Origin of the sequence: Reinekea blandensis MED297 (assembly GCF_000153185.1) — a bacterium.
Taxonomy (GTDB): domain Bacteria; phylum Pseudomonadota; class Gammaproteobacteria; order Pseudomonadales; family Natronospirillaceae; genus Reinekea; species Reinekea blandensis.
The window spans coordinates 212,448-237,936 of record NZ_CH724153.1 but is presented as its reverse complement, the minus strand read 5'-3'; the positions used below and the strand labels follow the sequence as shown (position 1 = coordinate 237,936).

The following is a 25,489-nucleotide window of genomic DNA, read 5'->3' as shown; positions in this document are numbered from 1 at the left end:
CTGTCGCTTCGGTCATTCCAGAATAAAACCGAGCTGATGAGCTTTCAATACGAGCTGAGTTCGGTTATCACAGTCAAACGCTATCAACAAATCGGAAACGTACTCCCGAACCGTTGCCGGCGAGATTGTCATTTGGCTGGCAATTTCTTTGTTGGGCAATCCCAACGCCAACAACTCAAGCGTTTCCAGTTGTCGTGGCGTCAATGTGATGGACTCATCGCGACGTGCACTGATGACAACCCGTTCGCCATTCACAACGCTCTGCAGTGCGTCAATCATCACCGCACGAGGACTGCTTTTGGCAATAAAACAGTCAGCGCCAAGACGAAGCATCTGCTGAATACTGGCATCGTGATCGACAGTCGACACGACGATGACCGGCAACACAGGATAACGTGCTTTTATCTCTTTGAGACCATCCAAGCCCTTGGTTCCCGGTATCTGAATGTCCAAAAACAATATCGCAATGTCGTTATTCGCAGCCAGCGCCGACAATGTTTCAGGAAAATCGCTTGCTTCTAACAAACGAACTCCGGGAATCGCTTCTTCAACCAATAACCGCAGACCATCACGATACAGTTCATGGTCTTCAGTGATTAACACAGTCATACTCATCTAGCGGATATCCAGTAAAGCTGAGTCAGCCGATGGCGACTCACTACGCTCAAGGGCGTTCAACAATGCCCGCAACTGAGCCACCATCGCTGATGGTGCCAACCCTGTCCAGGATTCCGGAAGCGAGCTTCCGGGTGGGCTGATACAGGCGACGGGAGTGGTCTGCGTTATCTGCGTCAGTTGCATAACGCTCAAACTCGACTGCGCAAGCGTTTGAGAATCGCAAACCAGTATCGAAGCCGATTTCCCAGAGTGCACAAAGTCGTCGATAGAAAGGTATACATCGATTTCGAACTGCCACCGCTTCAGACGCTCCGTAAGATTCATCCGGTCTTCGGATTGGCTAACCACCAAAGCCGCGGTTTGCACAGACGCCGTTGACGACTCATCAAACCGATGCGTATCCGACTGACCGGAATAACGATACCTTGGTAAGGTGACAGAAAAAACACTGCCGCGTTTAGGAGTCGATTCCAGGTGAATGGGATGATCCAACAATTCACTCAGATGCTGAACAATCGCCAAACCAACCCCTGAACCCGCAATGTCGCCTTCAGAAGAACGACGATAAAGATCAAAAATCTGTTTTTGCGCAGATACACTGATGCCGCAACCCGTATCGGCGACCTGTAGTACAACCGAATCACCCCGACGTCGACAGCCAATCAGCACCTTCCCCTGGTCGGTATACTTAATGGCGTTGGACAGTAGGTTCCGAATCAATCGTTCTAACAATACTGGATCACTGACCACAGACACGGAAGGCTTCTGAACTTTCAGGTGAAGACCCTTTTCTTCCGCAACGCCTTGATACTCTTGCTCGAGTCGACTCAACAAACTGGACAGATGAACTACGGAAAAATCCGGACGAATTACACCCGATTCCAACTTACTTAAATCCATAATGGCGTCAAAGTTTTCGCTCAGTTGTCGATGCGTGTTTTGCAATCGATAAAAGTGCTTGCGACCCTCTGAACCAATAATATGAGGTTTTAGATACTCCAGAAAAACACGCATCGAATGCAGAGGCTGCGCCAGATCATGACTGCTCTGAGCCATGAATCGAGACTTAGCAATACTGAGAGCTTCCGCTCTGAGTTTGGCTTCCCTCAGTGATCGCACCCGAAGAATAACGGCGATGGAATGCAGCGACAGATGGGCAATCTGAATGTAAATTCCTTGGATCATTTTATAGGAGGCATCCACGACCTGAACATCACCGCGGGACCCCTGTACGATCCAGGTTACCTGAATGAGTGACAGGATAACCGGTATCCAACCCGCCAGGTAAATAATATAAAAACTGCCGTACGCCCGAACCCAACGGATCCCGGAACCGAGAATGAACAGCCCAAACAGGCAGTAGTTCAGTATGCCTAAATACATATTCGTTTCGAATGCCATGAACGGACTGAGCGTACCAAGTACCAGTGTCGTGGCGATCATTGCTCGCCAGATGAGGGTCCAGCGTTCGGAGTGCTGATGTATATCCAGAAACCGGCCAGAAAACGCAAGATGTAATGCCATAGTGGCATAGGCCAGCAACCAGAACGCCGTGCCTTTTTCATAGGTCGACTGCCACAATAACGCGGGTAAACTGCTGTGTTCTAGGTGAAAAGCCAGCATAAAAAGCGCCGATAGAGTTCCCCAGAACAGGGTTGCGTCCCGGGTTAATAACCATGCCACACCCCCAAGCAAAACGAACCCCAGGACAATCCCGATGGCCGGCTTGTAGAACAAATCCTGAATTAACACCCACTGTTGGTAATGATCTTCACTCATCAACCCGATATACGGCTGCCAGGCCACTTTCTGTGCCTTTAACTCAATGACCATCGTAATGCTTTGCTGAGGTGGAAGATCCAACACAATGGATCGACCAATGGTATTGATATCAGTCCCCGCAGAAAAACCGGCATTGCGAATGGTCCGAACATACTGTTCGTCCCCGTTTTGAATCAGTACCCTGGGTTCCAGGTAGCCAAAATTACTGATGTGCAAACGCCACCGGGTCTGGCTCGTCTCATTGCGAACATGGGTATAGAGCCAATAACGTTCATGCTCGCGAAAATTAGGGCTCAGTCCGAACGATTCATGTTCCAAACCCTGTTGGATAACATCGGTGAAACGAATCCGGTCAAAGGCCGGAAAAAAACCGGATGAATGATCTAAAGAGGTGATGGAGTACCGCTGTTCCGTCGAAGTCAGCACCAGCTCTGACATTCGTGATAAGTCCGATACATCGTCTGCCAACGCCCACAGCGGCCACCCAAGCGTCAACATTAAAGCTAAAGCTTTTAAAACCCGGAATAACCGATGACCGTGCAGAGATATCATGTCCGTGTAAACAACAGAAAAATACTACAGCACTGTATGATGGTTTTTTCGCCAACGCAATTGATAATCCCTCTCAGGTGGGTAGATCCATAGAGTTATACCCGTCGCCCGACCAAAAAAAGCCCGCCATTAAGGGCGGGCTTTGCTTGGAAAATTACCGGTTAAACAGCAATCTGTACGTTAAACTCACTGAACACCTTCTGGCGCAGATGCGAAATCCGGTCATACTCCGGATTCGAATGTGCGGCCACAGCGTCTTCGTACGATGGGTACTCCACTAAGATTAAAAAATCCTGCTTCTTACCGGAACCGAGGCTTTCCCGAATATTAAACTGACTGAGCACTTTGCCACCATAATGGCTGGCGTTCTTCCCGGCGCGCTCTGAGCATTCCTGAAACTCAGGTAACAGATGAGCGTCGGTTAAAAGTGTTCCGGTCAGTATGACTGTGCATTTTTTCATATTTAATCTCTGCTATTGGATGATGTTAAAGAATCGATATAGCGGAGCTCAAATGCACTCAATCGAGTTTAGTTAGCTTATTGAGCTCCGTAGAACCCGTCTGCGCTTGTTTTCAATGTTTGTCCTCCTTTTTCTGTTTTCGAAAAGACCCGACAGATTGTAGGTCCTCGGGTCTAGAGAGCTCCATCTGACTTACTAGAGGCGCTCTTAATGCCGTAGCTTTTTATCGCGATTGTAGTTGAAATGCTCGCCCGAAACTAAACACCACTGAATAACTGTTTAGCGTTGGTCACCGCCTCAACTCCGAGCAAAGGCCAGCTCTGCACAATACCTTCGTGTATCAACAACAACTGACCAGACTTTCCATCAAGGCCGGTGACCTTCGCCATAGCGCGGGCAATTTCTTCTTTATGCCAGGTATACATTGCCCGTATCCGTTTGCTTCCCGGATGAGACAGCACCGCATCATGAAACAGGCAACCTTGAGAATCGTTGTCTTGCATCCAACGACCAATCCGGTCAAACAGATCGGCGGCGGTATATTCAGTCTCAGAACGCTCACGTAAAAAGGCTTCGTATCGTTTATGACGATGCTCAAGCGCTAACAGGATCATGTCTTCCTTCGACGGACAGTACTTATAGAGAGTACGCAGACTGACCTGAGCTGCATTGCGCAGGCCATCAACCCCCATCTCTGTATAGCCATGCTTGGCGAATGCCGTTTCAAGTCCGGTGGCGATTTTTTCTTGAGTTTTGTTCATAGGTTGACAATGTACAACGATCACTCTACCCTCGCAAGTAAAATGATCGCTCTACTTAACGTCAGAGATCTCAACACAATCGGATCTTGCGATAACCCGGTCAGTCACCCAAACATCAGACAAAGGAGCGTTATGCACCTGTTAACCGTTTACTCCCATCCGCTACGCCACAGTTACCCAGGCGCTGTCATGGACGCATTTCATCAGCCGATTCTCGACGCTGGTCATACCGTGGACATACTGGATTTGCATCGCGAAAACTTTGATCCGCGTTTTACCAAAGAAGATCATGCCTGCTTCTGGGGAGAGGAATTACCCGTGGACATCCCACCGATGCATAGTCGGGTTGAAAATGCTGATCAACTGGCGTTTGTTTTTCCGGTCTACTGGTGGAGTATGCCAGCGTTAATGAAAGGCTGGATTGACCGCGTGTTTACGGGAGGCTGGGCCTACCAATATGGGGATGGTGTCGAAGACCGAGGAAAAGCCGCCTTAATGGGGCGACTAACCAATCTGCCAACCGTCCTGATCGGCGTTGGTGGTTCAAAAAAATCCACCTACGATAAATACGAGTACGCTAACGCCATGCGAACACAACTCGACTTAGGCATATTTGCCTACTGTGGCATCACCGATGTAGAAAGTCATTTAATCTACGATGTGGAAGGCGACCATAACACCCCTAACCGTGAACGAGGCCTGGAACTTGCGGAACAAATCAGCCAATCGTTTATTTCGCCAAGCCGCCAGCCATTGAATGCAAAAGACGCATTTTTACGCGCGCGGTCGGTCTAACTCAGACTGAGGCCAGCAAAGGCAAAGGACTGCTTAAAGCGATCATACCAGTGCGCAATGCGTTGAACGCGCCAACACACATTTGCAGAACTGTTCAATAATTGCGATTGGCAGTACCGGAGGAAAAATGGGAGTCCGCATACCGCAACCCATGTTAAACCACGATCAAAGCCGGTAACTGCGGATGTTATCTCAACAAGATTGACTGTACGTTATTCGCCGGTGATCTGAAACCTTCGTTCAAACACCTTCTATTGGAGGGTATATAAAAAGCCCTGCTATTCGTTCGGCAAACCGAGACAATCATCCGAACAAGCGCTCTAAATGACTCACACTTTCATAAAGTCGACAAAGGCTCTCAATGCGGTTGGTACATGTCGGCGGCCGGAAAAATAAAGATAATTGCGCGCAATGCTCGTCCGATAATCACTGAGCACTTCGATTAGAGCCCCGGACTTTAAGTAATCAACAACTTGCTGTTGCGTAACACAGCCAATGCCAAACCCATCCAATACCGCCTTAACCAGTAAGCCAGTGTCATTCAGCACCAACTTTGAACTCGGAACGTACGTCGACGTTTCACCAGCATGGCTCAAAGGCCAGGGGAACAAACGTCCACTCGTCACATAGCGAAAGCTGATTGTCTGATGTTGAGTAAGATCCTCGGGTAACTGTGGCGCACCGTATTTCTGAAGATACTCAGAAGACGCTACGAAGATAAGCTGGTCATCATAATCCAGTGGGACCGCAATCATATCCTGGGCCAGTGACTCGCCTCGACGGATTCCGGCATCAAAACCAGCGGCAATAAAATCGATCAGACCATCGTTGATATCCAACTCAACACTCACTTCAGGATACCGCGTTTTAAACGCAGCGAGCTTAGGGAAAATACCCTGCTCGGCACCGACACGGTGGCTGGTGATTTTGATCCGACCGGAGACTTCCTCTTTGGAGTCCTGAAAGCCGTCAATGGTCTCCTCGAGTGAATGAATACTGGGATCAAGCTTTTCCAGCAACCGTGCGCCCTGCTCTGTCAATGACAAACTGCGCGTAGAGCGATGCAGCAGACGGGTGTCCAGTTTCATTTCGAGCTTTCGGATGATATGGCTGATGGCAGACGGACTGATCCCCAGCTCATTCGACGCTTTAGTGAAACTGCCCTGGCGGCTCACTTCCGCGAATATGATCAGATTGCTCCAGACGTCTCTGTCCATTTGGCCCTCATTACTGAATCAGATTAACAAGTTCTTGAAATATACCCGCAATTATACTCATCAATCTCTCACTGTAGACTGTTTTTCGTTCATTAAGCACATAGAGGATAAGCAATGCAGTTAAGTGAGTTCCGCACCTTTGGGCAATCGGGCCTTGTCGTCAGCCCGCTCGCTCTGGGCACCATGACCTTCGGCACCCAACGCTGGGGCAGTGATCAAGCCCAGTCGTTTGAAATTTTTAAATACTATTATGAAAACGGAGGCAACTTTATCGATACCGCCAACGTCTACTCCGGAGGCACCAGTGAAACCCTAACCGGCAAGTTCATCCGAGAGTTAGCGATCCGTGATGAAGTCGTACTTGCCACGAAAGCCGGCTTCAGCAGCGGCCAGCACCCGCACGCAGGAGGAAACGGACGTAAGCACATTCACACCGCGCTGAACCAGTCACTGCAGCGCTTGGACACCGACTACATCGATTTGTTCTGGATTCACATGTGGGACAGGGTGACACCGCCAGAGGAAGTACTGCTCACGGTATCTGCGTTAATCCAAGCCGGAAAGATTCGCTATTGGGGACTGTCAAACGTGCCAGCCTGGTACGCCGCCAAAATCATCACATTGGCGCGGACGTCATCGTTACCGGCTCCTATTGCTCTTCAACTGGAATACTCATTGGTTGAACGAAGCACCGAGCAGGAACACCTGCCATTGGCAAGAAACGAGCAACTGGCTGTCCAGCCCTGGAGTCCGCTCGGCGGAGGCTTTTTAACCGGCAAATATGACCCGTCGAATGCCAATAACGTCGCGGGCAAACGCGGAGCCGCATTACCTGACGGCGCGCCGGATCAAGGTACCGAGAAAGAACGTTTGTCCGGTGACAACCCTTTCGGCGACAGCAAGTTTACTGAGAAAAACTGGGCGATTTTAAACACTGTAAAAACCATTGCGAAGGCCTGTCATTCGTCACCGGCTCAGATCGCGCTGAACTGGTTAACGACGATGCCAGGAGTTCAGGCCCCGATTATCGGCGCCAGTAAGCTTGAACAGGTCAAAAGTAATATCGCCGCGTTATCAATAACACTCGATGACAGCCAAAAGGCTGACCTGCTGAAGGCCAGTCAACCAACATTGTCGTATCCGTCATCATTGTTCAATGACCGAGTACAGAAGTTCGTCTTCGGCGGAGTCAATGTCACCGGAGGGATGGGATAACCGTCTGTCTGTGGCCAGCAGCCTGCTGAAAGCGTCTGGGTGTACCCGGGCTTGCGGGCGGCCTCGGCCTGATTCTGGGTCGAACATCAGGGCGATGAAAGTCGGAGATGGGCAGACCCATCGCCCTCTCAGGGTTAACGCGGTTATCGGAAAAAACCGTTTTTAATACTGAGTGCCCACGAAACTCAGGCATCGAACCGAACCTGAAAACCCGTCTTTGACGCCTCAAAACCCGAAGACCGATAAAAGCGATGAACGTCCGGATCCGTTGAGCCGGTCATTAAAGCCACTTTATAGCAATCTTGCTTTTTAGCGTGCTCAACCGCAAAGGCCAAAACGCGCTGACCGATCCGCTGGCGTCTTTGGTCTGGATCCACGATCACATTCTCAATCATCCCAAAGGGGCGTCCGCCCCAACTCAGGTTCGGACAGATAACCAACGTACAAGTACCTACCACCGATGAGCCCTGGCGGGCAACCACCACCCCGCCGCCGGTATTATCAATCCGCGCGAGAAGTCGTTTTTGTTGATCAGGTGCCGGCCAGGGCGTTTTGGGGCGGTCGTAACAATCGAGCAAACCGAGTACTCCGGCCAGATCGTCGCTAGTCGCCCAACCGATTTCAATCGTATCCCGATGTGTTTTCAAAACGCTGTCTTCTGGGTTCATGACTTTTTAATCTGGCAATTGCTTCCGGCATCGTGGTGCAAAATCGGCGGATTCCCCATGTCTCTTAGACCAAGTGGTGAGCGATGGACGCGCCTATTCGAGGTGCTTAATCACTTTTGCTGGCACGCCACCAACGACGGTATTCGCTGAAACATCTGCGGTAACCACCGCACCGGCGGCGACCACGGCATTTTCACCGACGGTAACTCCCGGCATGATGGTAGCGCCAACGCCAATCCAGGCACCACGTTTAATCAGCACGGCTCCGGGTACCAACGTTCTGCGACGGCTGACCTGAACCGGATGCGTTTCTGAGGTGATGTTAACCCTGGGACCAATCATCACATCGTCTTCTACAGTGATTCCACCCAGATCCAAAAATGAGCACGCATGATTAATGAAAACATTGCGGCCCAACCGAGTGAATTTTCCGAAGTTCGTATGAAACGGAGGAAAGACGGTCGTACTACGGTCAACCTCCGTACCCACGATCTCAGACAACCAACGCCGAACTTCGTCGGCATTTTCGGAGGCATTCAGCTTCTGCAGCAGAGCGTGCGTTTGCTTAACCGACGCCCCTATTTGATGATACTCGGGATCGTCCATAGCCACAGGTTGCCCAGCCTTGAGCCTTTTAAATATTTCGGAACTGCTCATCTAACCTCCAACTGTGCAGAAATAATTTAATAGATTACCGCTTACCATCAGCGATGTTTTATCAGCATAAGCTATGAAGCATTGCCTCTCGACTCGGCTCGCCACCTGAACTCAGCAAGAAAGGCGACTAAAGGATGTGCATCATCGCGCATTGCCTTGACCTTAGACTTGCCTGTTTTTCGGTGTAGCACACCAAGGCTCCTGAGCACCGGGTGTGGTGAAGACAAACAGTCTTGGGCAGAAAGATTCAGAGACTCAAACGCCATAATTTTAAAATCAAGGCTACTGAACTCTCCGGGCTCAAACAGCCTATTATGTTGACGTTCCGACTCTTCAATTTTTTTATGTTTCAAACAGACGGTCGGTGTCAGCTCATGAAAATAGGCTCCCAGGTTCCTCCAGGAGTCGCAATCGGTGAAACTGACTTCTTGCTTGCCGTCAATGACCATCCAGCTTCGAGAGATGTCATCTTGCCTTCTGTAGGCCGTAGTGAAGATTTCAACGCGGTTTTTTATAGAATCCGCGAAGTTTTCTTCAACCCTTTTTTTCAACTTCGACCACTGCATTTGGGCTCCCCATCTGTACCGTTCCTAAAAAACGCTAAATAACGTCGGCTTACCACCCTATGGTTTGGAACACTGGGTCGCGATATTAACACCTACTCCGCTTTCGATAACTCATATGTGTTTTCCAGGCTGACGCAATATCCGATAAAACATGATCTAAATCCATCACAAAGATCACACTAACCCCGTATTCAAGCCAAAAGCCAGACCGATCAACTCACACAACCAGAAACCCGGTAACAACCCTTAGTTTTTAACCATGATATTTGGAAAAAAGCTTTTTTTGACCCAATTGAGATGAATCAATGATTTGACCATTGATCGATCGCGTTTTTTGAAGTTTACCCTGCTAAATATGTCCTATTCTCGGTCGATAACCTTTCTTAAATCACCCTAAATGAGAGCGCCAGGTTCTTCTATGATTCAATTGGCAAGCAATCCAAAGCAAGTTGAGTTCTCACCCGATGAGATGATCATCACCAAAACGGACGTCAAGGGTCGCATCACCTACGCCAACCGTACGTTTATGCGCGTTGCCGACCTGAGCGAACCGATTCTGATGGGCCAACCCCATGCCATCATCCGTCACCCCCATATGCCTAGGGGGGTCTTTTATGGCCTCTGGAAAGCGCTGCAAGCTCAACAGGAGTTTTTCGGCTTTATCCAAAACCTGACCGGCTCAGGGAACTATTACTGGGTGTTTGCCAACATCACACCCGACTATGAAGACGGCAAGGTTCAGGGGTACTACTCCGTGCGTCGCACGGCGCCCAAAGAAGCCGTTAACACGTTAAAAGCGATTTACCAATCAATGAATGAGATTGAAAGCTCGGCCTCACGCAGTAGTGCTCCTGAACAGTCCTGGTCCTGGTTGATGGATCACCTGGCGAAAGAGCATGGCATCAGCTACGAAGAATTCATTCTCAATCTCTATCATGATCATCAGCCAAAGGAGCTTGCCTGATATGACGTCGAATCACATCAGCAAACGCATCCCTCTGTTGTCGCATAAGTTCTTTATATTATGCGCGGTCTTTATCAGTCTGACGCTGATTCTCTCGGTCACCGCCATTATGGATCGAGGATTCCGGCTGATTTATGTTATGAACCCGATCATCGCGATCGGTTTCGCCGTATTTTCTTACCTGGATCATCGGCCCGCATTGAAAGCACTGGAAACAATCCGGGCCACCTTGGTAGAAGCAACCGCAGGCCACACCCGGGTGCGTGTTACTAACACCAAAGGACTCGGCGAAGTCGGCCACATTGCCTGGGCACTCAATGACTTTCTCGACATCGTCGAGACCAACTTTAAAGAACTGGGCAACAGCTTCCAGAATGCCAGTCAGCGAAAGTTTCATCGCAAAGGCATTGTGCAGGGAATGCCGGGGGAATTTGCCGGCATGATGAGTAAAGTCAACACCGCCATTGATGCCATGGAAACCGCTGACCAATACGCCCGCAAAAACCGATTGCTCAGCGAACTTCACCATCTGAACACATCCAACCTGTTGAACAACCTGAAAAACAATCAGGCAGAGCTCAGTACGCTGTCAGACTCCATGGACGACGTCGTCAGTATCGCACAAACCAGTCGCGACGGTGCCCATGAAAGCCGGGATGCCGTTGCCGAAATCCGTCAATCGCTCACCGATACCAATGCTCGCATGGAGAACATGTCCAAGGTCGCTCAGAACCTCGAAACTGAAAGCAAACGCATCGGCGAGACCGTTAAACTGATTACGGATATTGCTGAACAAACCAACCTGCTGGCGCTCAATGCCGCCATCGAAGCCGCCCGAGCGGGAGACGTTGGCCGGGGCTTTGCGGTGGTTGCTGACGAAGTCCGAAGCCTCGCGGATCGCACCCGATCGTCGACCGCCGAAATCGATGAGGTCATCCGAAGCATCCAGATCAACATCCACGATATGGTCGAACAGACGCAGACGGTGGGTGAGGCAACGAACGCAATCAATAGCAAAGTTGAATCTTTTTATGAAAACTTTGCCTCTGTGGCGGATGCATCTCAAAGCACAATCGAAAAAGCCGGTAACGCTAAAGACCGCACATTCACAACCTTGGTCAAGCTGGACCACATTGTGTACATGCAAAATGCCTACATCGGACTTGAGAAAGAAAACAAAGGACCCGAAGCGGAGGCCGTTAAGGTCGATCACTTTAACTGCCGACTCGGCCATTGGTATTACGAAGGCGATGGCAAGTCTCAGTTCAGCCACCTGCCAGCGTTCAGTGGCCTTGAAAAGTACCATGAGGCCGTCCACAGCAATATCCATGTTGCGTTGAGTTACGCAGGCCAGAACTGGATGGAAGACGATACCGTCATGGACGGCTTACTGCAGCATGTCGCCGATGCCGAGGAAGCCAGCAAGGGCGTTATCCATCAACTGTCTGACCTGCTGGATCAAAAAGGTCGAGCCTGACAGGCGGAGGACTTATTGATTAGGCCTGTTGTCTGTTCTGGATTGAGGTAAACTATCGGATAGTTATTCCTCGGTTCAAGGACAGACAACCGTATGTCAGCAGAACAACCCTATTGCCTGGTACTCGGCGGCGGCGGCGCCAAAGGTGTTTATCACATTGGCGTCTGGCAGGCCCTGAAAGAACTCAATATCCCCGTTAATGCATTTATCGGTAACTCGATTGGCGCCGTAATCAGCGCATACCTGGCTCAGGGTGCGGAAGACGAGCTTATTGAAATCGCTCGGTCGATGAACCTCTCGAAACTGATCCGTCTGAACAAAGATGAAGCGCTGGCGGATGAGAACAGTATCCGAGAACACAGCTTAAGCTACTGGCAGGGAGTATACCGGAACATCGTGGAAAGACGCGGGCTGGATACCAGCCCGATGCGTGAATCGCTGGAGTCCACACTCGATGAGGACATTATCCGGGAAAATCAATACGACTTCGGTGTCACCACCGTTAATATCTCCGACTTCAAACCCCGGCAGGTTTTTATTGAGCAGATGGCGCCCGGTCAGTTGATTAACTATGTGATGGCCAGTGCCGCCTTTCCCGGGTTTGAAAACCCGATGATTGATGGCAAAAAGTACGTAGATGGCGGTCTGTTTGATAACGTGCCCTTTACGATGGCCAAACATCGGGGCTATCGGAAAATCATCCTGGTGGATATTTCCGGCATTGGCTTAAACCGACGGCCAAGAACCGAAGGCACTCAAACGGTTTACATCAAGAACTCGATCGACATGGGCAACGCCTTCGATTTCGATCCGGACTTCATCCGCGATTTCTGGCAACTCGGTTATCTCGATGCCATGCATGCCTTTGGTCGACTGGTTGGCTACAACTATTTCATTGAGCCAGACGATGCTGCCGAATCTGACTGGGATCTGACCGTTGACTCCGCACTATGCCCTGACACTATGCAACACGACAGGCGGCATCGGCTGAAGTCGATGGAAATCTGCGCGACACTTCTGGACATTCCACGAATCAAACAGTACACCTATGAAACGCTGAACGATGCCATTCTGGCAAAAGTCGGAGAGATCAATGACGCCGTGGATGCGTTAATCGACGAAAAACAACTGGATGACAGTGCCCGTTCTTCGGATTTACTGGATACCTTCCTGGCCGAAGTGTTTGACAATAAAATCCGGAAACGTAACCCCTACTTTTATCTGGAACTGATTTTGCACTTCAAACCAACGACAGCGCTGAAGCTGGCAGAAAAGGCGCTCCGTAAGCTTTACCCGCGCCTAGCCATTCTTGAACAGTATCTGGATAAGGTTGGTGCGGTTACGGAGCCTGAACGCTAACCTTTGATGCGGCTACTCATTGGAGAGGAATGTGCAAAAGCGTTTCAGGAGTGGATGCGCCTTTCAGTGTTGTGCGCTGATCATTGGCCGATTGCACGGGTGTAATGGAGATATCGGTATACCCGGATAGAACCGGAACCCGAATATGATAGATACCGGACTGTACTTGCATAATCTGATGCTCAACTTCTAAACCATCCGGGTTTAGTGGTGAGCGAATCACGTCTGGCGAACGGACGAAAACGGTTTCAATCTGATCCGCCCCCTGCCAAAAATGTACGGCAAGCATGTCTTTTGTGGGTTCACGCACCATCATTGGAAATGTCTGTTCCACTGTCCATTCACGTTTCAGTTGGTGTTTTCCGTCGATCACTTCCACTTCCAAAATTAATGTGTCAGCTTGCGAAAACGCTGACAAGCAAATCATTGCGGTAACCAGTAGACGTTTCATCGTTACTCCTCGCTGACCATCAACTGCCAGTTCAACTCCTGACGAGCTCTTGTCGTCAGGTCTTTGCGTATTACACCAGACTGGTCGGTAATGATAGCTGACACCTCAGCCGTTCCAGCGGCACTTGCCGTGAACAGAAAATATAACGGATCATCGGCGGCAACCGTTTGAGGCTCCCCATCAACAAACCATGTCACGCTCAGGTTGGTTTCATCATAAAGCGGGTTCAAGGCAAACCACATCGACTGTCCCAATGACATCGAAAGGTTGGTTTCTTGCGGATGATAAGTAAGTACCGGATCAACAGCATCATAAACCGCACTGGCCCACCCTTCGGCATTCACGGGTCCAAATGGCTGTCCAAGTTGTCTCATGATTGATGTTTCTAAAGGTCGATAAACACCCGTACTGACATAGCTGCCACCTTCCCATACACCAACCTGGTCACCTTGGTTCAAAACCACCTGACTCGGATCTTCAATCCAATGATTCCATTTGATCGTGAATGGATCATTGTTTAAGGTCACGTTAGCCGCGGCTGGCTCTGATGAAGGTGGTGACGAACCGCCGTAGGTATATTCATCGGCTAAATGCGCAAAGCTGTGTCCGATTTCGTGTCGGATTAGGTTGACCACTGCTGAAGCCAAAGACGCAGTGGCAATACCAGAGCCATACCCAGCCCCACCATACTTCTCGCTGTTCACCAGCACCAAAATTTCATCGTACTGTGGCACATAGTTGGCGACTTCCCGGAAAACGGAATTGGCATCAACGCATAACAATCGTTCGGTACCACCACACCAGAAGTTAGCGCCAAAACGAGTATCGACAAGTTCGCCCTGAGCGGTGGCATGGTCCGCTCCAGACTCAGCACTGGCAAGGCTCAGAATATGAATATTCCAGGCCGGCAAATGGGTTCGCAACGGATGGTAATCAAATGCCTGATCGACGCGAAGTTGAGCGTCCTGCACAAACTGCTCTAACTGTGCCTCGGTATAGCCTTCCGAAACCACGACAAGGTCGATACCGACACCATCGTTCCGACCCATATAAAGCTGGGCGCCTTGTTCACCGGACACCGTTATCGCATGATAAACAGGTTCTCCCGGAACGGTCGAAAACTGAGGGCGATCCGGTACATTTACAGACCCGTCATTCGGGTCACTACCATTATCTCCGTCATTCGACCCGAATGATTCAGGAATGGGGGTATCCCAACTTAGCCAACTGGATTCGCCATGGCTGTTTCCGGCGCGAAGCTGAACAGTCAAGTGATTGCCCGCCGGAATGGATGTGACCGATAGATGCTCTGTGTTTGCGGCTGTAAAGACCGGTACGCTCCAGCTTTCAAGATCTGACCGCCAACGTAACTCGAAGAAGTTCTCCTCTTCAGAGGCGTCTTGCCAGCTCAGTTCCAGGCTGTCTGAGTACCAGTCGCCCGTCAACGCCTGTGGCATTGATGGCTGTTGTTGACTGTCTTTTGTGTCGAGAGGTGCAAACTCGTTGCTCAGCTCACAGCCACTCAGCAACACACCCAAAGCCATCAATCCCGCTGTTCCTACCCGAATCACTGTGCACTTCCGTTCTAAATGGTCGTCGTAGCTTAACACAGCGAAGGAAACGGTCTATGAAGGGGTCGACATTTCACAATCGAACTCAAAAAATCGCCAGTGAAACGGAGCAACAACAATCAGCGGTTAGGATTGTCATCCTGGCGTTCGGGCATTGCGGCCTCAAAAGCCGGCAGAGTCAAACAATGACGATATATCCGGCTTATAGTCGGAAACGGCCCCATGTTGACGGAGAAGCGATGTGCGTTCCAGACCTGAGGAATCAGATACAGGTCGGCCATGGTGACTTCATCACCAAAGCAAAAGGTACCCGCATGTTGCGCCAACAAAGCTTCCAGCGGCGCGAAGCCACGTTCAACCCAATCCCGATACCAAACATCACAGGCCTCTTGGCTGGCGGAAAAGTTCTGCTTAAGTTTTTCCAGAACACTGAGGTTGTTCAATGGATGAATATCACAGGCAATGAGGTTAACAATTTGGCGCACCGTCGCCCGGGCTTTCACCGTTCCGGGAAGTAAATGGGGGTTGGGGTACTGCTCTTCCAGATATTCCAGAATGGCGGTACTTTGGGAAAGATGAACATCATTATCAACCAGAAAAGGCACCCGGGCTTCTGGGTTCAGGTGCCGATATTCTTCCTGATACTGTTCATCCTGTCCTGGTTTCAGGTTGACATAAACACTCTGATAACGAATGTCTTTCAGGTTCAGCGCAATGCGAACCCGAAACGCTGCCGAGGATCGAAAATACGTGTAGAGCTTCATGCTCAGCCCTCTTTTTGGGTCACCGTCTGGTCAATCCGCCCGAATATCGATTGACCGTCACGATCAAACATTTCAATGCGAATCCGATCACCGAAATCCATAAATGGGGTGCTCGCTCGCCCGTCGTTGATGGTTTCAATCATGCGGATTTCCGCAATACAGGAGTAGCCTAAACCGCCGTCTTTAACCGGACGTCCCGGCTGACCATCCTCTTTGTTTGAAACCGTCCCTGACCCAATGATAGCACCGGCTCCCAGATTGCGCGTTTTTGCGGCATGGGACACCAGCTCTGAAAAATCGAACGTCATGTCTACGCCGGCGTTTGGCTCGCCGAATTTTTCCTCATTGAGGTGCGACACCAATGGCCGATGAACCTTATTGGATGCCCAGTCTGGCCCCAACTCATCGGGGGTGACGCAGACCGGGCTGAAGGCACTGGACGGCTTGGATTGGAAAAAACCAAAGCCTTTGGCCAACTCACCGGGAATCAAACCACGCAACGACACATCATTGACCAGGACCAACAGTTTAATGTGGTCACCGGCTTTATCTGCCGGTGTCCCCATCGGTACGTCATCGGTAATGACACACACTTCGGCTTCGAAATCCACGCCCCAGCCTTCTGTTTGCGGAAACTCGATATTGTCGTGTGGCGCCAGGAAAGTATCGGAGCCCCCCTGATACATCAGTGGGTCCTGATAAAACGATTCCGGAACCTCGGCACCACGGGCTTTGCGCACCAGTTCAACATGGTTAATGTAAGCCGAACCGTCCGCCCACTGAAAGGCTCGCGGTAACGGCGAGGCACAGTCGGCTTCAGTGAATGGTCGGGCATTGATTTTACCTTCGTTCAGTTTCTCATAGCGTTTTTGCAGTAACGGTTCGACTTCAGACCAATCGTCCAGCGCCGCCTGAAGAGTCGGGGCAATGTCACTGGCATCCGCCATCTGTGTCAGGTCTCGGCTGACCACCACCAGCTTGCCATCCCGTGCGTGTTTTAATGAAGCGAGTTTCATAACGGTTCAGGGTTCCTTGACTGTATCGCCCATTGCGGGCTTGAATTCACCATCGCCATGCAACCAAGCCGCATGTTTAGGCGCTTGTCGGGTCCGGCTCCATTCTTCCAGCATAGCCGGAGCAACGCGTTTCAGCTCTTCCAGCATACCGGGCTCGTCTGTATTGGCGGCCAGTTCAATGCGATGTCCATTTGGATCAAAGAAATAGATGGATTTAAAAATGGTGTGATTAGTCGGCCCAACCACGGTTATACCATCGGCTTCCAGCCGGGCTTTGGCAGCTTCCAGAACATCCACACTATCGACTTTAAAGGCAATGTGTTGCACCCACACCGGGGTATTGCCATCGCGGCCCATGTCCGGTGAGTTTGGCAGCTCAAAGAACGCGAGCACATTGCCGTTCCCGGCATCCAGAAACACGTGCATATAAGGGTCGGGCTCTTTGGTTGAAGGCACTTCGTTTTCGGCAATCGCCAACAGAAACTCCATGTCGAGATACTTCTGGAAGAACTCAACGGTTTCTTTCGCATCTTTGCAGCGATAAGCGACGTGATGTACGCCGCCCAGTGACAGAGTCATATCCACTCCTCAGGAAGCTTTCGCTTCGTCAGCTTTCTGACCAATTACGCCTCGCGCAACCTGATCCCGTTCTATGGATTCAAACAACGCCTTGAAGTTGCCTTCACCAAACCCTTCATCTTTTTTACGTTGAATAAACTCGAAAAAGATGGGACCAATCTGAGTCTCAGAGAAAATCTGCAGCAGTAATCGAGGATCCCCTTCTTCAGTGGACCCATCCAACAAGATGCCGCGTTTTTTAAGTTCACTGACTGGTTCGCCATGCCCGGGCAGTCGCTCATCCAACATGTCGTAGTAAGCATCCGGCGGTGGCGACATGAAAGGAACACCGTTGGCTTTCAATTTATCCCAGCAGCCGAGCAGATCGTCACAGGAGAACGCGATATGCTGAATACCCTCACCGTTATACTGCATCAGATACTCTTCGATCTGGCCACTGCCGCCGTGTTTTTCTTCGTTCAGCGGAATTCGAATCAGGCCATCGGGTGCCGTCATGGCACGGGACACCAAGCCGGTGTACTCACCTTTGATATCGAAATAACGGATCTCCCGGAAGTTGAAAAAGGTTTCGTAAAACGTCGACCAAAAATCCATACGTCCGCGATACACGTTGTGAGTGAGGTGATCAATCACCTTGAAGCCACAACCTTCTGGTCGTCGATCTACGCCTTCATGCCAGATGAAATCGATGTCGTAAATGCTGTTACCGTCGGTGTATCGATCAATCAGATACAGCGGCGCTCCACCAATGCCTTTAATGGCCGGCAATCGCAGCTCCATCGGACCGGTGGGCACATCAATGGGTTGCGCACCCATTTCCAGCGCCCGGTTATAAGCTGCTTGAGAATCGCGAACGCGAAACGCCATTCCACAGGCACAGGGACCGTGTTCTTCGGTGAAATAAGCCGCCGGCGTTTTAGGTTCGTAGTTAATGATGAAATTGATATCGCCCTGGCGCCACAGGGTCACCTCTTTTGATCGGTGCTTGGCCACTTCGGTAAAGCCTAATGCGCTGAACACATCTTCCAGCTGACCTCGTTCCGGGGCCGCAAACTCAACAAACTCAAAGCCCTCAAGGCCCATAGGATTCTCAAACAGATCTGCCATATCTCACTCCGGTGTAGACACGCCCTACTTGCAACGATGCCGTTTGCTGACGTGTTTTTTGTTGTTGTATTTGACGAACACATTAGTTTCATATGAAACTATTTACAACGCAGTGAAGAAGATGAGGCAGTACACCCACCATGCCGGACGTAAATAAAACTGTACTCAGGCTGGATCGCTTCCTGCCCTACCGATTGTCTGTACTGGCGAATCGCATCAGCCGGTCACTCGCTGACCAGTATCAGGCAGAGTTTGGCATCAGCCGCCCTCAATGGCGGGTTTTAGCGGTTCTGGGCGAGACCGATAACCTTTCCGCTAATGACCTGGTTGACCGGACCGCCATGGATAAAGTTGCGGTCTCCCGAGCCGTGTCAGGTTTGGTGAACAAACAGCTGATAAATCAGAGCGACGACAAAAAGGATAAACGGCGTTCGAGATTATCATTAACCCCGAAAGGACTGCAGATTTATGCGGCCATCGTGCCTGCGGCATTAAGCTTTCAGCAAAATTTGCTGGCCAATCTGAGCGCAGAGGACATCCATCATCTGGATGCTATTTTGGAAAAGTTAGGGAACTGACAAGCGATCAAGCTATTAAGACGTTCGCCCGAGATCAGGCACTCGGACGCCCTGGAAAGACCCGCCATAAACTGACCAGCAACAGCACCAGAAATAACTGACTGCTCAGTGCCATACCATTACTGACTCCGGGGATCACGTCGGTCAACACAGTGAGTGGCGGGCTTGGTTGATAATCGGAAAGTACACTGCCACTGACCATCCAGATGACCCAACTGAGTGTCAGAAATGCCAGCCGTGCGTAAAAATTACGGAAGCGTTCGGCGCCGAAAGCGACTGCGCATAACAACGCGAGCGGCAGGAGAAACCCAACCGACAGTAAAATCAGGTTCATGAGCAAACAGGTGATTAACAGTGACAAGCTTGTATCATAACGCAATCCGGCGCCATTGACAGGCTCTCTGACAATGACGCGATGCAGGATACGACCAAAGGTTTAAGGATATCTCTTAATACTGATCAGGAAAACGGGCGTTAAACTGACCAAAATACTCGTAACAGGCCCGTTCGTCTTTTTCCAAGTCGCCACTGGGATAAAACAGATCGCCCAGAATAATGGCTTTTTTCTGATAATCAAAAGACACTCGAAACACTGGCACATCGGCAGCAATGGCCATGCGCAGAAACCCGGTCTTAAGTTTACCGACTTTGGCTCGGGTGCCTTCCGGGGCAATGGCCACATGCAGTTTGTCATGCGCATGAAACTGATCCGCCACCTGCTCTACAAAGCCTCTCGGGGCATGTCGATACACAGGAATGCCGCCCCAGGCACGCATCAGAGGGCCGAGTGGCCATTTAAACAACGAATGTTTGCCCAGCCAGTTCACTTTGAAATCAATGGCGAACATGGCAAAGAGCCCGATTAAGAAGTCCCAGTTACTGGTGTGTGGTGCCACGGTGAACATCAGTTTGGATTGATTGGGCAGTTCGCCTTCGATGTGCCAACCCAGCACTCGTAAGCCGGTTCGACCGACCCATCGACTGAACGCATTACCAAAGGGCTCCCAACCGTTGGGAACTTGCGGAATCTGATTCAAAAAACACCCCGAATTTCTGTACAACTGTTCAATAATCGGAGTTTAGCCACTTAATCGGGCCTTTTCATCTGTTTTTGGAACAGAACGGTTATTCCCGTTTGGAACAGATTGGCACATGAAAGCCACCTCGGTACACTGCCAGTTGTGTTCACAATCGTACGGTTGCTATGCGCTTGATACTGAGTCGAAAAGGGTTCGATTCTTCGGCCGGCGGGTGCCCGAGCCCGATCCTTCCCGATGGCCGGTTATTAAGCCTGCCGATACCTGATACGCAATCGGACATCTGCTATCGGGATGTCCAACTCCAGGGACAATCCATCGCTAAATGGGTCAACAACCTAACCGGCAAGCCACGCTTTGCGCAACAGGGTGCCCATCTGGACCCGGATCTGAGAGAGGATGCGTTACCTAACCGGCATCAGGAATGGCACGGCATTCTCGGTCAGCATGGCGCCGCTCAAAGCCATTTAATGAATGAATCGGTCGACTGCGGCGATCTGTTTCTGTTCTTTGGATTGTTCCGCCCCATTGAAATGGTTAAACGGCGTTGGCGCTTTGTACCTGGTGTACCGGCCAGACATGTGATCTGGGGATGGCTGCAAATCGACTCGATTGTAAGCGTTGATAGTCTCGCACCGAACGCATTACCTTGGACTCGCTATCACCCGCACCACCGATACCCACCAGACCCCACCAACACGCTGTATCTGGCGCGTCAGTCGTTAACCTTAAATGGCCAGCCAACTCCGCACCGCGGCTTTGGCATTTTTAACGACCTTTCGTCAGGCCGAACATTGTCTCATCCTGAGCATAGAACACCGTCGGATTGGATCTTGCCGTTGTGTTTTGCACCGCGACCGGATGAACCTGCGTTGAGTTATCATCGCAATCCTTCGCGATGGCAAATAGGCAAAACGGGCTGTTCCCTGAGAGCAGCCGCGCGGGGACAAGAATTTGTTTTAGGTAAGCAGGCAACAAAAAAGTCGCTGCCGTGGATTGAGCGTCTTTTTAACTAAACAATGGCAGTTCTCCATCAGAGCGTGGTTTTAAACTGCCCAACCGCTTCCACCACTTCCCGCGCACTCTTCTGAATATCTTTCATCACCTCTCCGGCTTCACTCGACATCTGCAAGGCCTGCTGAGCATCTTCAACACTGGCCTCAATGAGTGAGACCGATTGCTTAGTCAGTTTTTTATTTTCAGTCACCACTTCGATAATCTGTTCGGTGGTATCGCTGGTTCGGGAGGCCAGCTTTCGGACTTCATCGGCCACCACCGAGAATCCTCGCCCCTGCTCACCGGCTCTGGCCGCTTCTATGGCCGCATTCAGTGCCAACAAACTGGTTTGCTCGGCAATGCCCCGGATGGCATCGACCAGCGCAAAGACCTTTTCAGATTGAACATCAAGGTTGTTAATCTCCCGGTTGGCGTTCTCCATTTGCCTGGAAAGCCCCTCGACTTTTTCCAGTGTCGATTGTAAGACCGACATACCATTGGCGGCATCCGCATCGGTCTTTTTCGATACGTCATAGGCGATGTCGGACGTTTCAGAAATCGCGAACTCGCGCTCCATTTGTCGGGTAATATCCGTGGCCAGTTTGACCACTTTGTAGTTATTGCCCTGGTCGTCATAGATGGGATTGTAAGTCGCTTCTAACCAGATGATCTGCCCATGTTTATCCACTCGCTTAAAACGGTCGGACACGAACTCGCCACTTCGGAGCCGTTCCCAAAACGCTTGATACTCCTGTGACGCAGCGGTCTCGGCGGTACAAAAAATCCGGTGATGCTGGCCAACAATTTCGCTTTTCTTATATTTCACACAGTTAAGAAAGTTTTCATTCGCGTCCAGAATGATCCCGTCAAGCGAGAACTCAATGACAGCCGATGAGCGTTTCAATGCCGTCAACATTGACTCCTTCTCGATCGAACCGGAAATGGTTCGGGTCAACTCGGAGGCATAGGAAATCAGTTCATTCTGAGCGTCAGATTTCGGATTGGGCTGAAAGATACAACGAAACCAAGACTCTTCGCCTTGCTTATTCATCATTTGCAGTGCACCGTGCCAATGACGACCCAACTGAATAGACTCCAGCATTTTCTGACAATGCGGTTTAGCGATCGATGACGGGACCAGGAGTTCTTTTAACGGCTTACCCAGTACATCTTTTTGATAATAACCCGTTGAGGTGCAGAAGTTATCATTAACATCCGTTAGCACCCCATTTTTGTTAACGGTAAAACTGATCATTTCTGACTGAAGATCCGACTGGACGTCTGAAAACACCTTCAGCTCTTTACGTAACCGTTCAATCTCCGCAGATCGACGTTTGAAAATTCCGAACATACTTTTTGCACCTTGCGTATAAGACATCGTCTATATGACCAGCTATCAATGCTTCAGCTGAAAGACACTCACAACAACCCAGTAGTGTAGATACGGATCCGACAACCTTTCAGTTTTTTTGCACCAAGCACCAAAGGATAACCATGACCGAGCGACGATAGGTTGACCACCGAACCCCCGAGTAACGTTTTTTAACATGCGCTCATGCCCATCAAACACAAATAAAAAAAGCCGCTGAATCAGCGGCTTTCCATATCGCTCTTAGACTTTAAACGTCAGAAACTCAGTGAGACATCTCGGTGAACCGATTTACAAGCCGCGATCGATAACGCCTGATCCCGGGTCAGTGCCGGTTGCAGACGCGCGCCAATGGTTTTAGCCAGCTCCCGATCCAGTTCTTCCAAAGCCGGTAACACCTGCTCATTGGCGGCTCGCATCCAACGAACATCCTGAAGCAGCTGTTCAACGGCCCGGTTTTTATAGAGAACCGCCTCAACGGTATCAGCATCGCCACCGCGTAAAGCGCGTCGTGCTTTAGACAACAAGCCGGCAACATCGGCTGCGCCCGGTATCTCGAACAACTGATCTTCGACTTCACGAATCCGATCCATAGCCGTGTCTGCATCGTCAGATAAGATGACTGACTCCAGACCTTCAACAACTGATTGCATATCGGCAAGGTTCTGAGGCTCAGAGATAACCGTCATCAGCTCCTGAATCGGCCGATAAACGTTATCGACATGATTCTGATACTGCAAACGCGCCATTTTATGATCTCGCAGCAACTGCTGATAGCGCTGATTGGCTTCAGCCCAGCCATCAGGGATCGTCTGTTCCAGCTCGGCAATTTCTGAATCAATGTGCTCAATCGCCTGTTCTGCAGTATCGATATCCGACTCGCTGATGTCATCTTCGAATCGCGCATCGTCGATCAGTTTTTCATGCTCCTCTTTTTCAACCAGCAACCGACGAATGTGCGATTCAACTGCGCGAACTTCGCCATGCAACACTGAGTAGTCTGGCGATGCCTCGTCGATGGCCTGCTGTGCCTGCATGATCACGTCAATCTTGTCGCCCGTCTGACGCCCCTGGTCTAACGCCCGGGTCAGGTTGCCCTGATAGAACTCCGGTACCATGCTGATGTCGACTTTCGCCATTGCATCGATGGCCGCTATGACACGATCACCATTCGCGTCGTAATAGGTAAAGACATCTTCTTCCAAACATTGCTGCAGGTTCGGGTTCAATGGCGGTGGCGCATTCTCTGACGTCAGGAACGTTCGGTTAGGCAGGTAGTTCACCAATGGTGGGAACACACCAACAATAACCAATGCGAGCAATTGCAAACCGATAAACGGCACCACCCCTTTGTAAATATCCAAGGTTTTAACAATTTTCGGTGCCACACCACGCAGGTAAAACAGCGCAAAGCCAAAGGGTGGTGTCAGGAACGACGTCTGCATGTTCAGACCGATCATAACGCCTAACCACACGGCCGTGACATTTGCATCCGGCGCGGCCAGAAGAATCGGTGCCACCAGCGGTACCACAACCACGGCAATTTCGATGAAGTCCAGGAAAAAGCCCAGCAGGAAAATCACCAGCATGACCACGATAAACTGAGTCCAGAAACCACCTGGCAAGCTGGTCAGCGCATGTCGAACCAACTCCTCGCCACCAAAGGCTCGGAACGCGGCGGTCAACATGGCAGCACCCAACAGAATAATGAACACCATGCTGGTCGTTTTAATGGTTTCGATCATAACTTCGTTGAGGGTGTTTCCGGTTTTATAGACGCGCCATGTACTCCAGAAAACACCTACCGCGACCACCAGCGTTAAACAGATGGCGGCGACCAGGGCAAAGACTTCGCCCCCAGTCGTCAGGTTCTTAACATTCAGATCCCAAATGCTTAGCAACACACCCAGGGCAATCACGCCACCCATGGCTAACGCTGCCGGCAAAAAGACACGACGATTGCCTTCAAACAGGCGATAGCCACCCATCAAAATGGCACCAATGGCACCGATGGCACCCGCCTGGTTCACGGTTGCGACACCGGCCAGAATTGAACCCAACACCAACACAATCAATGCCAGTGGTGGAATCAACGCTTTGATCATCGAGAACAAAAACTGACGATCGTAGGCGCCTTCATACGGAACGGCCGGAGCGGCTTTTGGTCGCAGATACGCGGTGATCAGGATATAGAGAATATAAATACCCACCAGCAATAAGCCGGGGATGATGGCCCCCATGAACATGTCGCCTGCAGATGCCGACACCACGTCCAGTTCGGACGGCATGGAAAACTGACCGGTAGTTTCGCGATATTCAGTTGCCCGAATGGTCGATGCCTGATCGGCCGCCGAAGACAACTGGTCAGCCAGAATAATCAAGACAATCGACGGTGGAATAATCTGTCCCAGCGTTCCGGAGGCACTGATGGTTCCCGTGGCTAACGACTTGTCATAGCCATTACGCAACATGGCCGGTAGCGAAATCATGCCCATCGCCACGACAGTTGCGCCGACAATACCGGTCGTTGCGGCCAACAGCGCACCCACGATGACGACTGAAATACCCAAACCGCCACGAACCGGACCAAACAACTGGGCCATCGCCACGAGCAGATCTTCGGCAATTTTGGAGCGTTGCAGCATGATGCCCATGAAAATGAACAGAGGAATGGCAATGAGCGTATCCCGCTCGGCTTCCCAATAGAGACTCCTGAAGTTCGTAATCCCGGCCGTCAGCCATTGCACTGGCCCGCCTTCTTCGAAAAAGAACGTGCTGTCACCGGCAAACAGCCAGCCACAGAGTCCTGCAAGCGTAATGGCAATGATCGCCGATCCAGGCAGTGCAAACGCTACAGGAAAACCCGAGATTAACGCCCCAACCATCAAACCAACGAGAATGATTAAAAATAAAACTTCCATACGTTAAT

25 protein-coding genes are annotated in these 25,489 nt (G+C 50.6%); 7 read left to right on the top strand and 18 right to left on the bottom strand.

Annotated features, from left to right (window positions below; translation table 11 throughout):
• Window positions 1-12 precede the first annotated feature (12 nt).
• From MED297_RS15875 to MED297_RS15860, 4 genes are all read right to left on the bottom strand, one after another.
• Window positions 13-615, bottom strand: coding sequence for a response regulator transcription factor (locus MED297_RS15875; RefSeq protein ID WP_008046663.1), 603 nt, complete (start codon window positions 613-615; stop codon window positions 13-15).
• Window positions 616-2,898, bottom strand: coding sequence for a sensor histidine kinase (locus MED297_RS21505; protein ID WP_237613452.1), 2,283 nt, complete (start codon window positions 2,896-2,898; stop codon window positions 616-618).
• 215 nt (window positions 2,899-3,113) lie between these two features.
• Entirely contained in the window at window positions 3,114-3,413 is a 300-nt protein-coding gene (locus tag MED297_RS15865) for a DUF1330 domain-containing protein (protein ID WP_008046659.1), read from the bottom strand.
• Between the two features lie 257 nt (window positions 3,414-3,670).
• A complete protein-coding gene (locus tag MED297_RS15860; protein ID WP_008046657.1) occupies window positions 3,671-4,174 on the bottom strand; it encodes a TetR/AcrR family transcriptional regulator in 504 nt (167 codons plus the stop codon).
• Window positions 4,175-4,306: 132 nt separating this feature from the next.
• Between MED297_RS15860 and MED297_RS15855 the strand changes: the two genes are divergently transcribed.
• Window positions 4,307-4,969 (top strand): NAD(P)H-dependent oxidoreductase, encoded by a 663-nt coding sequence (locus MED297_RS15855; RefSeq protein WP_008046656.1) that lies wholly within the window; start codon window positions 4,307-4,309, stop codon window positions 4,967-4,969.
• Window positions 4,970-5,298: 329 nt separating this feature from the next.
• On the opposite strand, the gene MED297_RS15850 is transcribed toward MED297_RS15855, so the two are convergent.
• A complete protein-coding gene (locus MED297_RS15850) occupies window positions 5,299-6,186 on the bottom strand; it encodes a LysR family transcriptional regulator (RefSeq protein WP_008046655.1) in 888 nt (295 codons plus the stop codon).
• Window positions 6,187-6,300: 114 nt separating this feature from the next.
• Here MED297_RS15850 and MED297_RS15845 point away from each other — a divergent pair, with 114 nt between their 5' ends.
• Window positions 6,301-7,401 carry an aldo/keto reductase gene (locus MED297_RS15845; RefSeq protein WP_008046654.1) on the top strand — a complete coding sequence of 367 codons (1,101 nt, stop codon included), beginning with the start codon at window positions 6,301-6,303 and terminating at the stop codon, window positions 7,399-7,401.
• 185 nt (window positions 7,402-7,586) lie between these two features.
• Here MED297_RS15845 and MED297_RS15840 read toward each other — a convergent pair whose 3' ends face one another.
• From MED297_RS15840 to MED297_RS15830, 3 genes are all read right to left on the bottom strand, one after another.
• Entirely contained in the window at window positions 7,587-8,069 is a 483-nt protein-coding gene (locus MED297_RS15840; protein WP_008046653.1) for a GNAT family N-acetyltransferase, read from the bottom strand.
• A 93-nt stretch (window positions 8,070-8,162) separates the two neighbouring features.
• Window positions 8,163-8,726 (bottom strand): DapH/DapD/GlmU-related protein, encoded by a 564-nt coding sequence (locus MED297_RS15835; protein ID WP_040557464.1) that lies wholly within the window; start codon window positions 8,724-8,726, stop codon window positions 8,163-8,165.
• 71 nt (window positions 8,727-8,797) lie between these two features.
• Window positions 8,798-9,292, bottom strand: a complete 495-nt coding sequence (locus MED297_RS15830) for an SF0329 family protein (protein ID WP_008046651.1) — start codon at window positions 9,290-9,292, stop codon at window positions 8,798-8,800.
• A 418-nt stretch (window positions 9,293-9,710) separates the two neighbouring features.
• Here MED297_RS15830 and MED297_RS15825 point away from each other — a divergent pair, with 418 nt between their 5' ends.
• From MED297_RS15825 to MED297_RS15815, 3 genes are all read left to right on the top strand, one after another.
• Window positions 9,711-10,256: a PAS domain-containing protein gene (locus tag MED297_RS15825; protein ID WP_008046648.1), complete on the top strand. Its 546-nt coding sequence runs from the start codon at window positions 9,711-9,713 to the stop codon at window positions 10,254-10,256.
• A gap of 1 nt (window position 10,257) precedes the next feature.
• Entirely contained in the window at window positions 10,258-11,733 is a 1,476-nt protein-coding gene (locus MED297_RS22640; protein WP_008046647.1) for a methyl-accepting chemotaxis protein, read from the top strand.
• A gap of 93 nt (window positions 11,734-11,826) precedes the next feature.
• Entirely contained in the window at window positions 11,827-13,092 is a 1,266-nt protein-coding gene (locus MED297_RS15815) for a patatin-like phospholipase family protein (RefSeq protein ID WP_008046646.1), read from the top strand.
• 16 nt (window positions 13,093-13,108) lie between these two features.
• Here MED297_RS15815 and MED297_RS15810 read toward each other — a convergent pair whose 3' ends face one another.
• The 6 genes from MED297_RS15810 to hppD all read right to left on the bottom strand — a co-directional run bounded on the left by MED297_RS15810 (window position 13,109) and on the right by hppD (window position 18,580).
• Window positions 13,109-13,543: a hypothetical protein gene (locus MED297_RS15810; protein WP_008046645.1), complete on the bottom strand. Its 435-nt coding sequence runs from the start codon at window positions 13,541-13,543 to the stop codon at window positions 13,109-13,111.
• Between the two features lie 2 nt (window positions 13,544-13,545).
• Window positions 13,546-15,114, bottom strand: coding sequence for a M64 family metallopeptidase (locus MED297_RS21500; RefSeq protein ID WP_154650975.1), 1,569 nt, complete (start codon window positions 15,112-15,114; stop codon window positions 13,546-13,548).
• Between the two features lie 119 nt (window positions 15,115-15,233).
• Window positions 15,234-15,878, bottom strand: coding sequence for a maleylacetoacetate isomerase (gene maiA, locus MED297_RS15800; RefSeq protein WP_008046643.1), 645 nt, complete (start codon window positions 15,876-15,878; stop codon window positions 15,234-15,236).
• A gap of 2 nt (window positions 15,879-15,880) precedes the next feature.
• Window positions 15,881-16,894, bottom strand: a complete 1,014-nt coding sequence (locus MED297_RS15795; RefSeq protein ID WP_008046642.1) for a fumarylacetoacetate hydrolase family protein — start codon at window positions 16,892-16,894, stop codon at window positions 15,881-15,883.
• A 6-nt stretch (window positions 16,895-16,900) separates the two neighbouring features.
• Window positions 16,901-17,473 carry a VOC family protein gene (locus MED297_RS15790; protein ID WP_008046640.1) on the bottom strand — a complete coding sequence of 191 codons (573 nt, stop codon included), beginning with the start codon at window positions 17,471-17,473 and terminating at the stop codon, window positions 16,901-16,903.
• 9 nt (window positions 17,474-17,482) lie between these two features.
• Window positions 17,483-18,580 (bottom strand): 4-hydroxyphenylpyruvate dioxygenase, encoded by a 1,098-nt coding sequence (gene hppD / locus MED297_RS15785; RefSeq protein ID WP_008046638.1) that lies wholly within the window; start codon window positions 18,578-18,580, stop codon window positions 17,483-17,485.
• Window positions 18,581-18,720: 140 nt separating this feature from the next.
• Here hppD and MED297_RS15780 point away from each other — a divergent pair, with 140 nt between their 5' ends.
• Entirely contained in the window at window positions 18,721-19,158 is a 438-nt protein-coding gene (locus MED297_RS15780; protein ID WP_008046636.1) for a MarR family winged helix-turn-helix transcriptional regulator, read from the top strand.
• A 34-nt stretch (window positions 19,159-19,192) separates the two neighbouring features.
• Here MED297_RS15780 and MED297_RS15775 read toward each other — a convergent pair whose 3' ends face one another.
• Window positions 19,193-19,492, bottom strand: coding sequence for a hypothetical protein (locus MED297_RS15775; protein ID WP_008046635.1), 300 nt, complete (start codon window positions 19,490-19,492; stop codon window positions 19,193-19,195).
• A 115-nt stretch (window positions 19,493-19,607) separates the two neighbouring features.
• Window positions 19,608-20,195, bottom strand: coding sequence for a lysophospholipid acyltransferase family protein (locus tag MED297_RS15770; protein WP_008046634.1), 588 nt, complete (start codon window positions 20,193-20,195; stop codon window positions 19,608-19,610).
• Between the two features lie 167 nt (window positions 20,196-20,362).
• On the opposite strand from MED297_RS15770, the gene MED297_RS15765 reads away from it, so the two are divergent.
• Window positions 20,363-21,211, top strand: a complete 849-nt coding sequence (locus MED297_RS15765) for an Nmad3 family putative nucleotide modification protein (RefSeq protein WP_008046633.1) — start codon at window positions 20,363-20,365, stop codon at window positions 21,209-21,211.
• A gap of 17 nt (window positions 21,212-21,228) precedes the next feature.
• Here MED297_RS15765 and MED297_RS15760 read toward each other — a convergent pair whose 3' ends face one another.
• Both MED297_RS15760 and MED297_RS15755 read right to left on the bottom strand, forming a co-directional pair.
• On the bottom strand, window positions 21,229-22,542 hold the full coding sequence (locus MED297_RS15760; protein ID WP_008046631.1) for a methyl-accepting chemotaxis protein: 1,314 nt from the start codon (window positions 22,540-22,542) through the stop codon (window positions 21,229-21,231).
• Between the two features lie 275 nt (window positions 22,543-22,817).
• On the bottom strand, window positions 22,818-25,481 hold the full coding sequence (locus MED297_RS15755; protein ID WP_008046630.1) for a TRAP transporter large permease subunit: 2,664 nt from the start codon (window positions 25,479-25,481) through the stop codon (window positions 22,818-22,820).
• Window positions 25,482-25,489 lie beyond the last annotated feature (8 nt).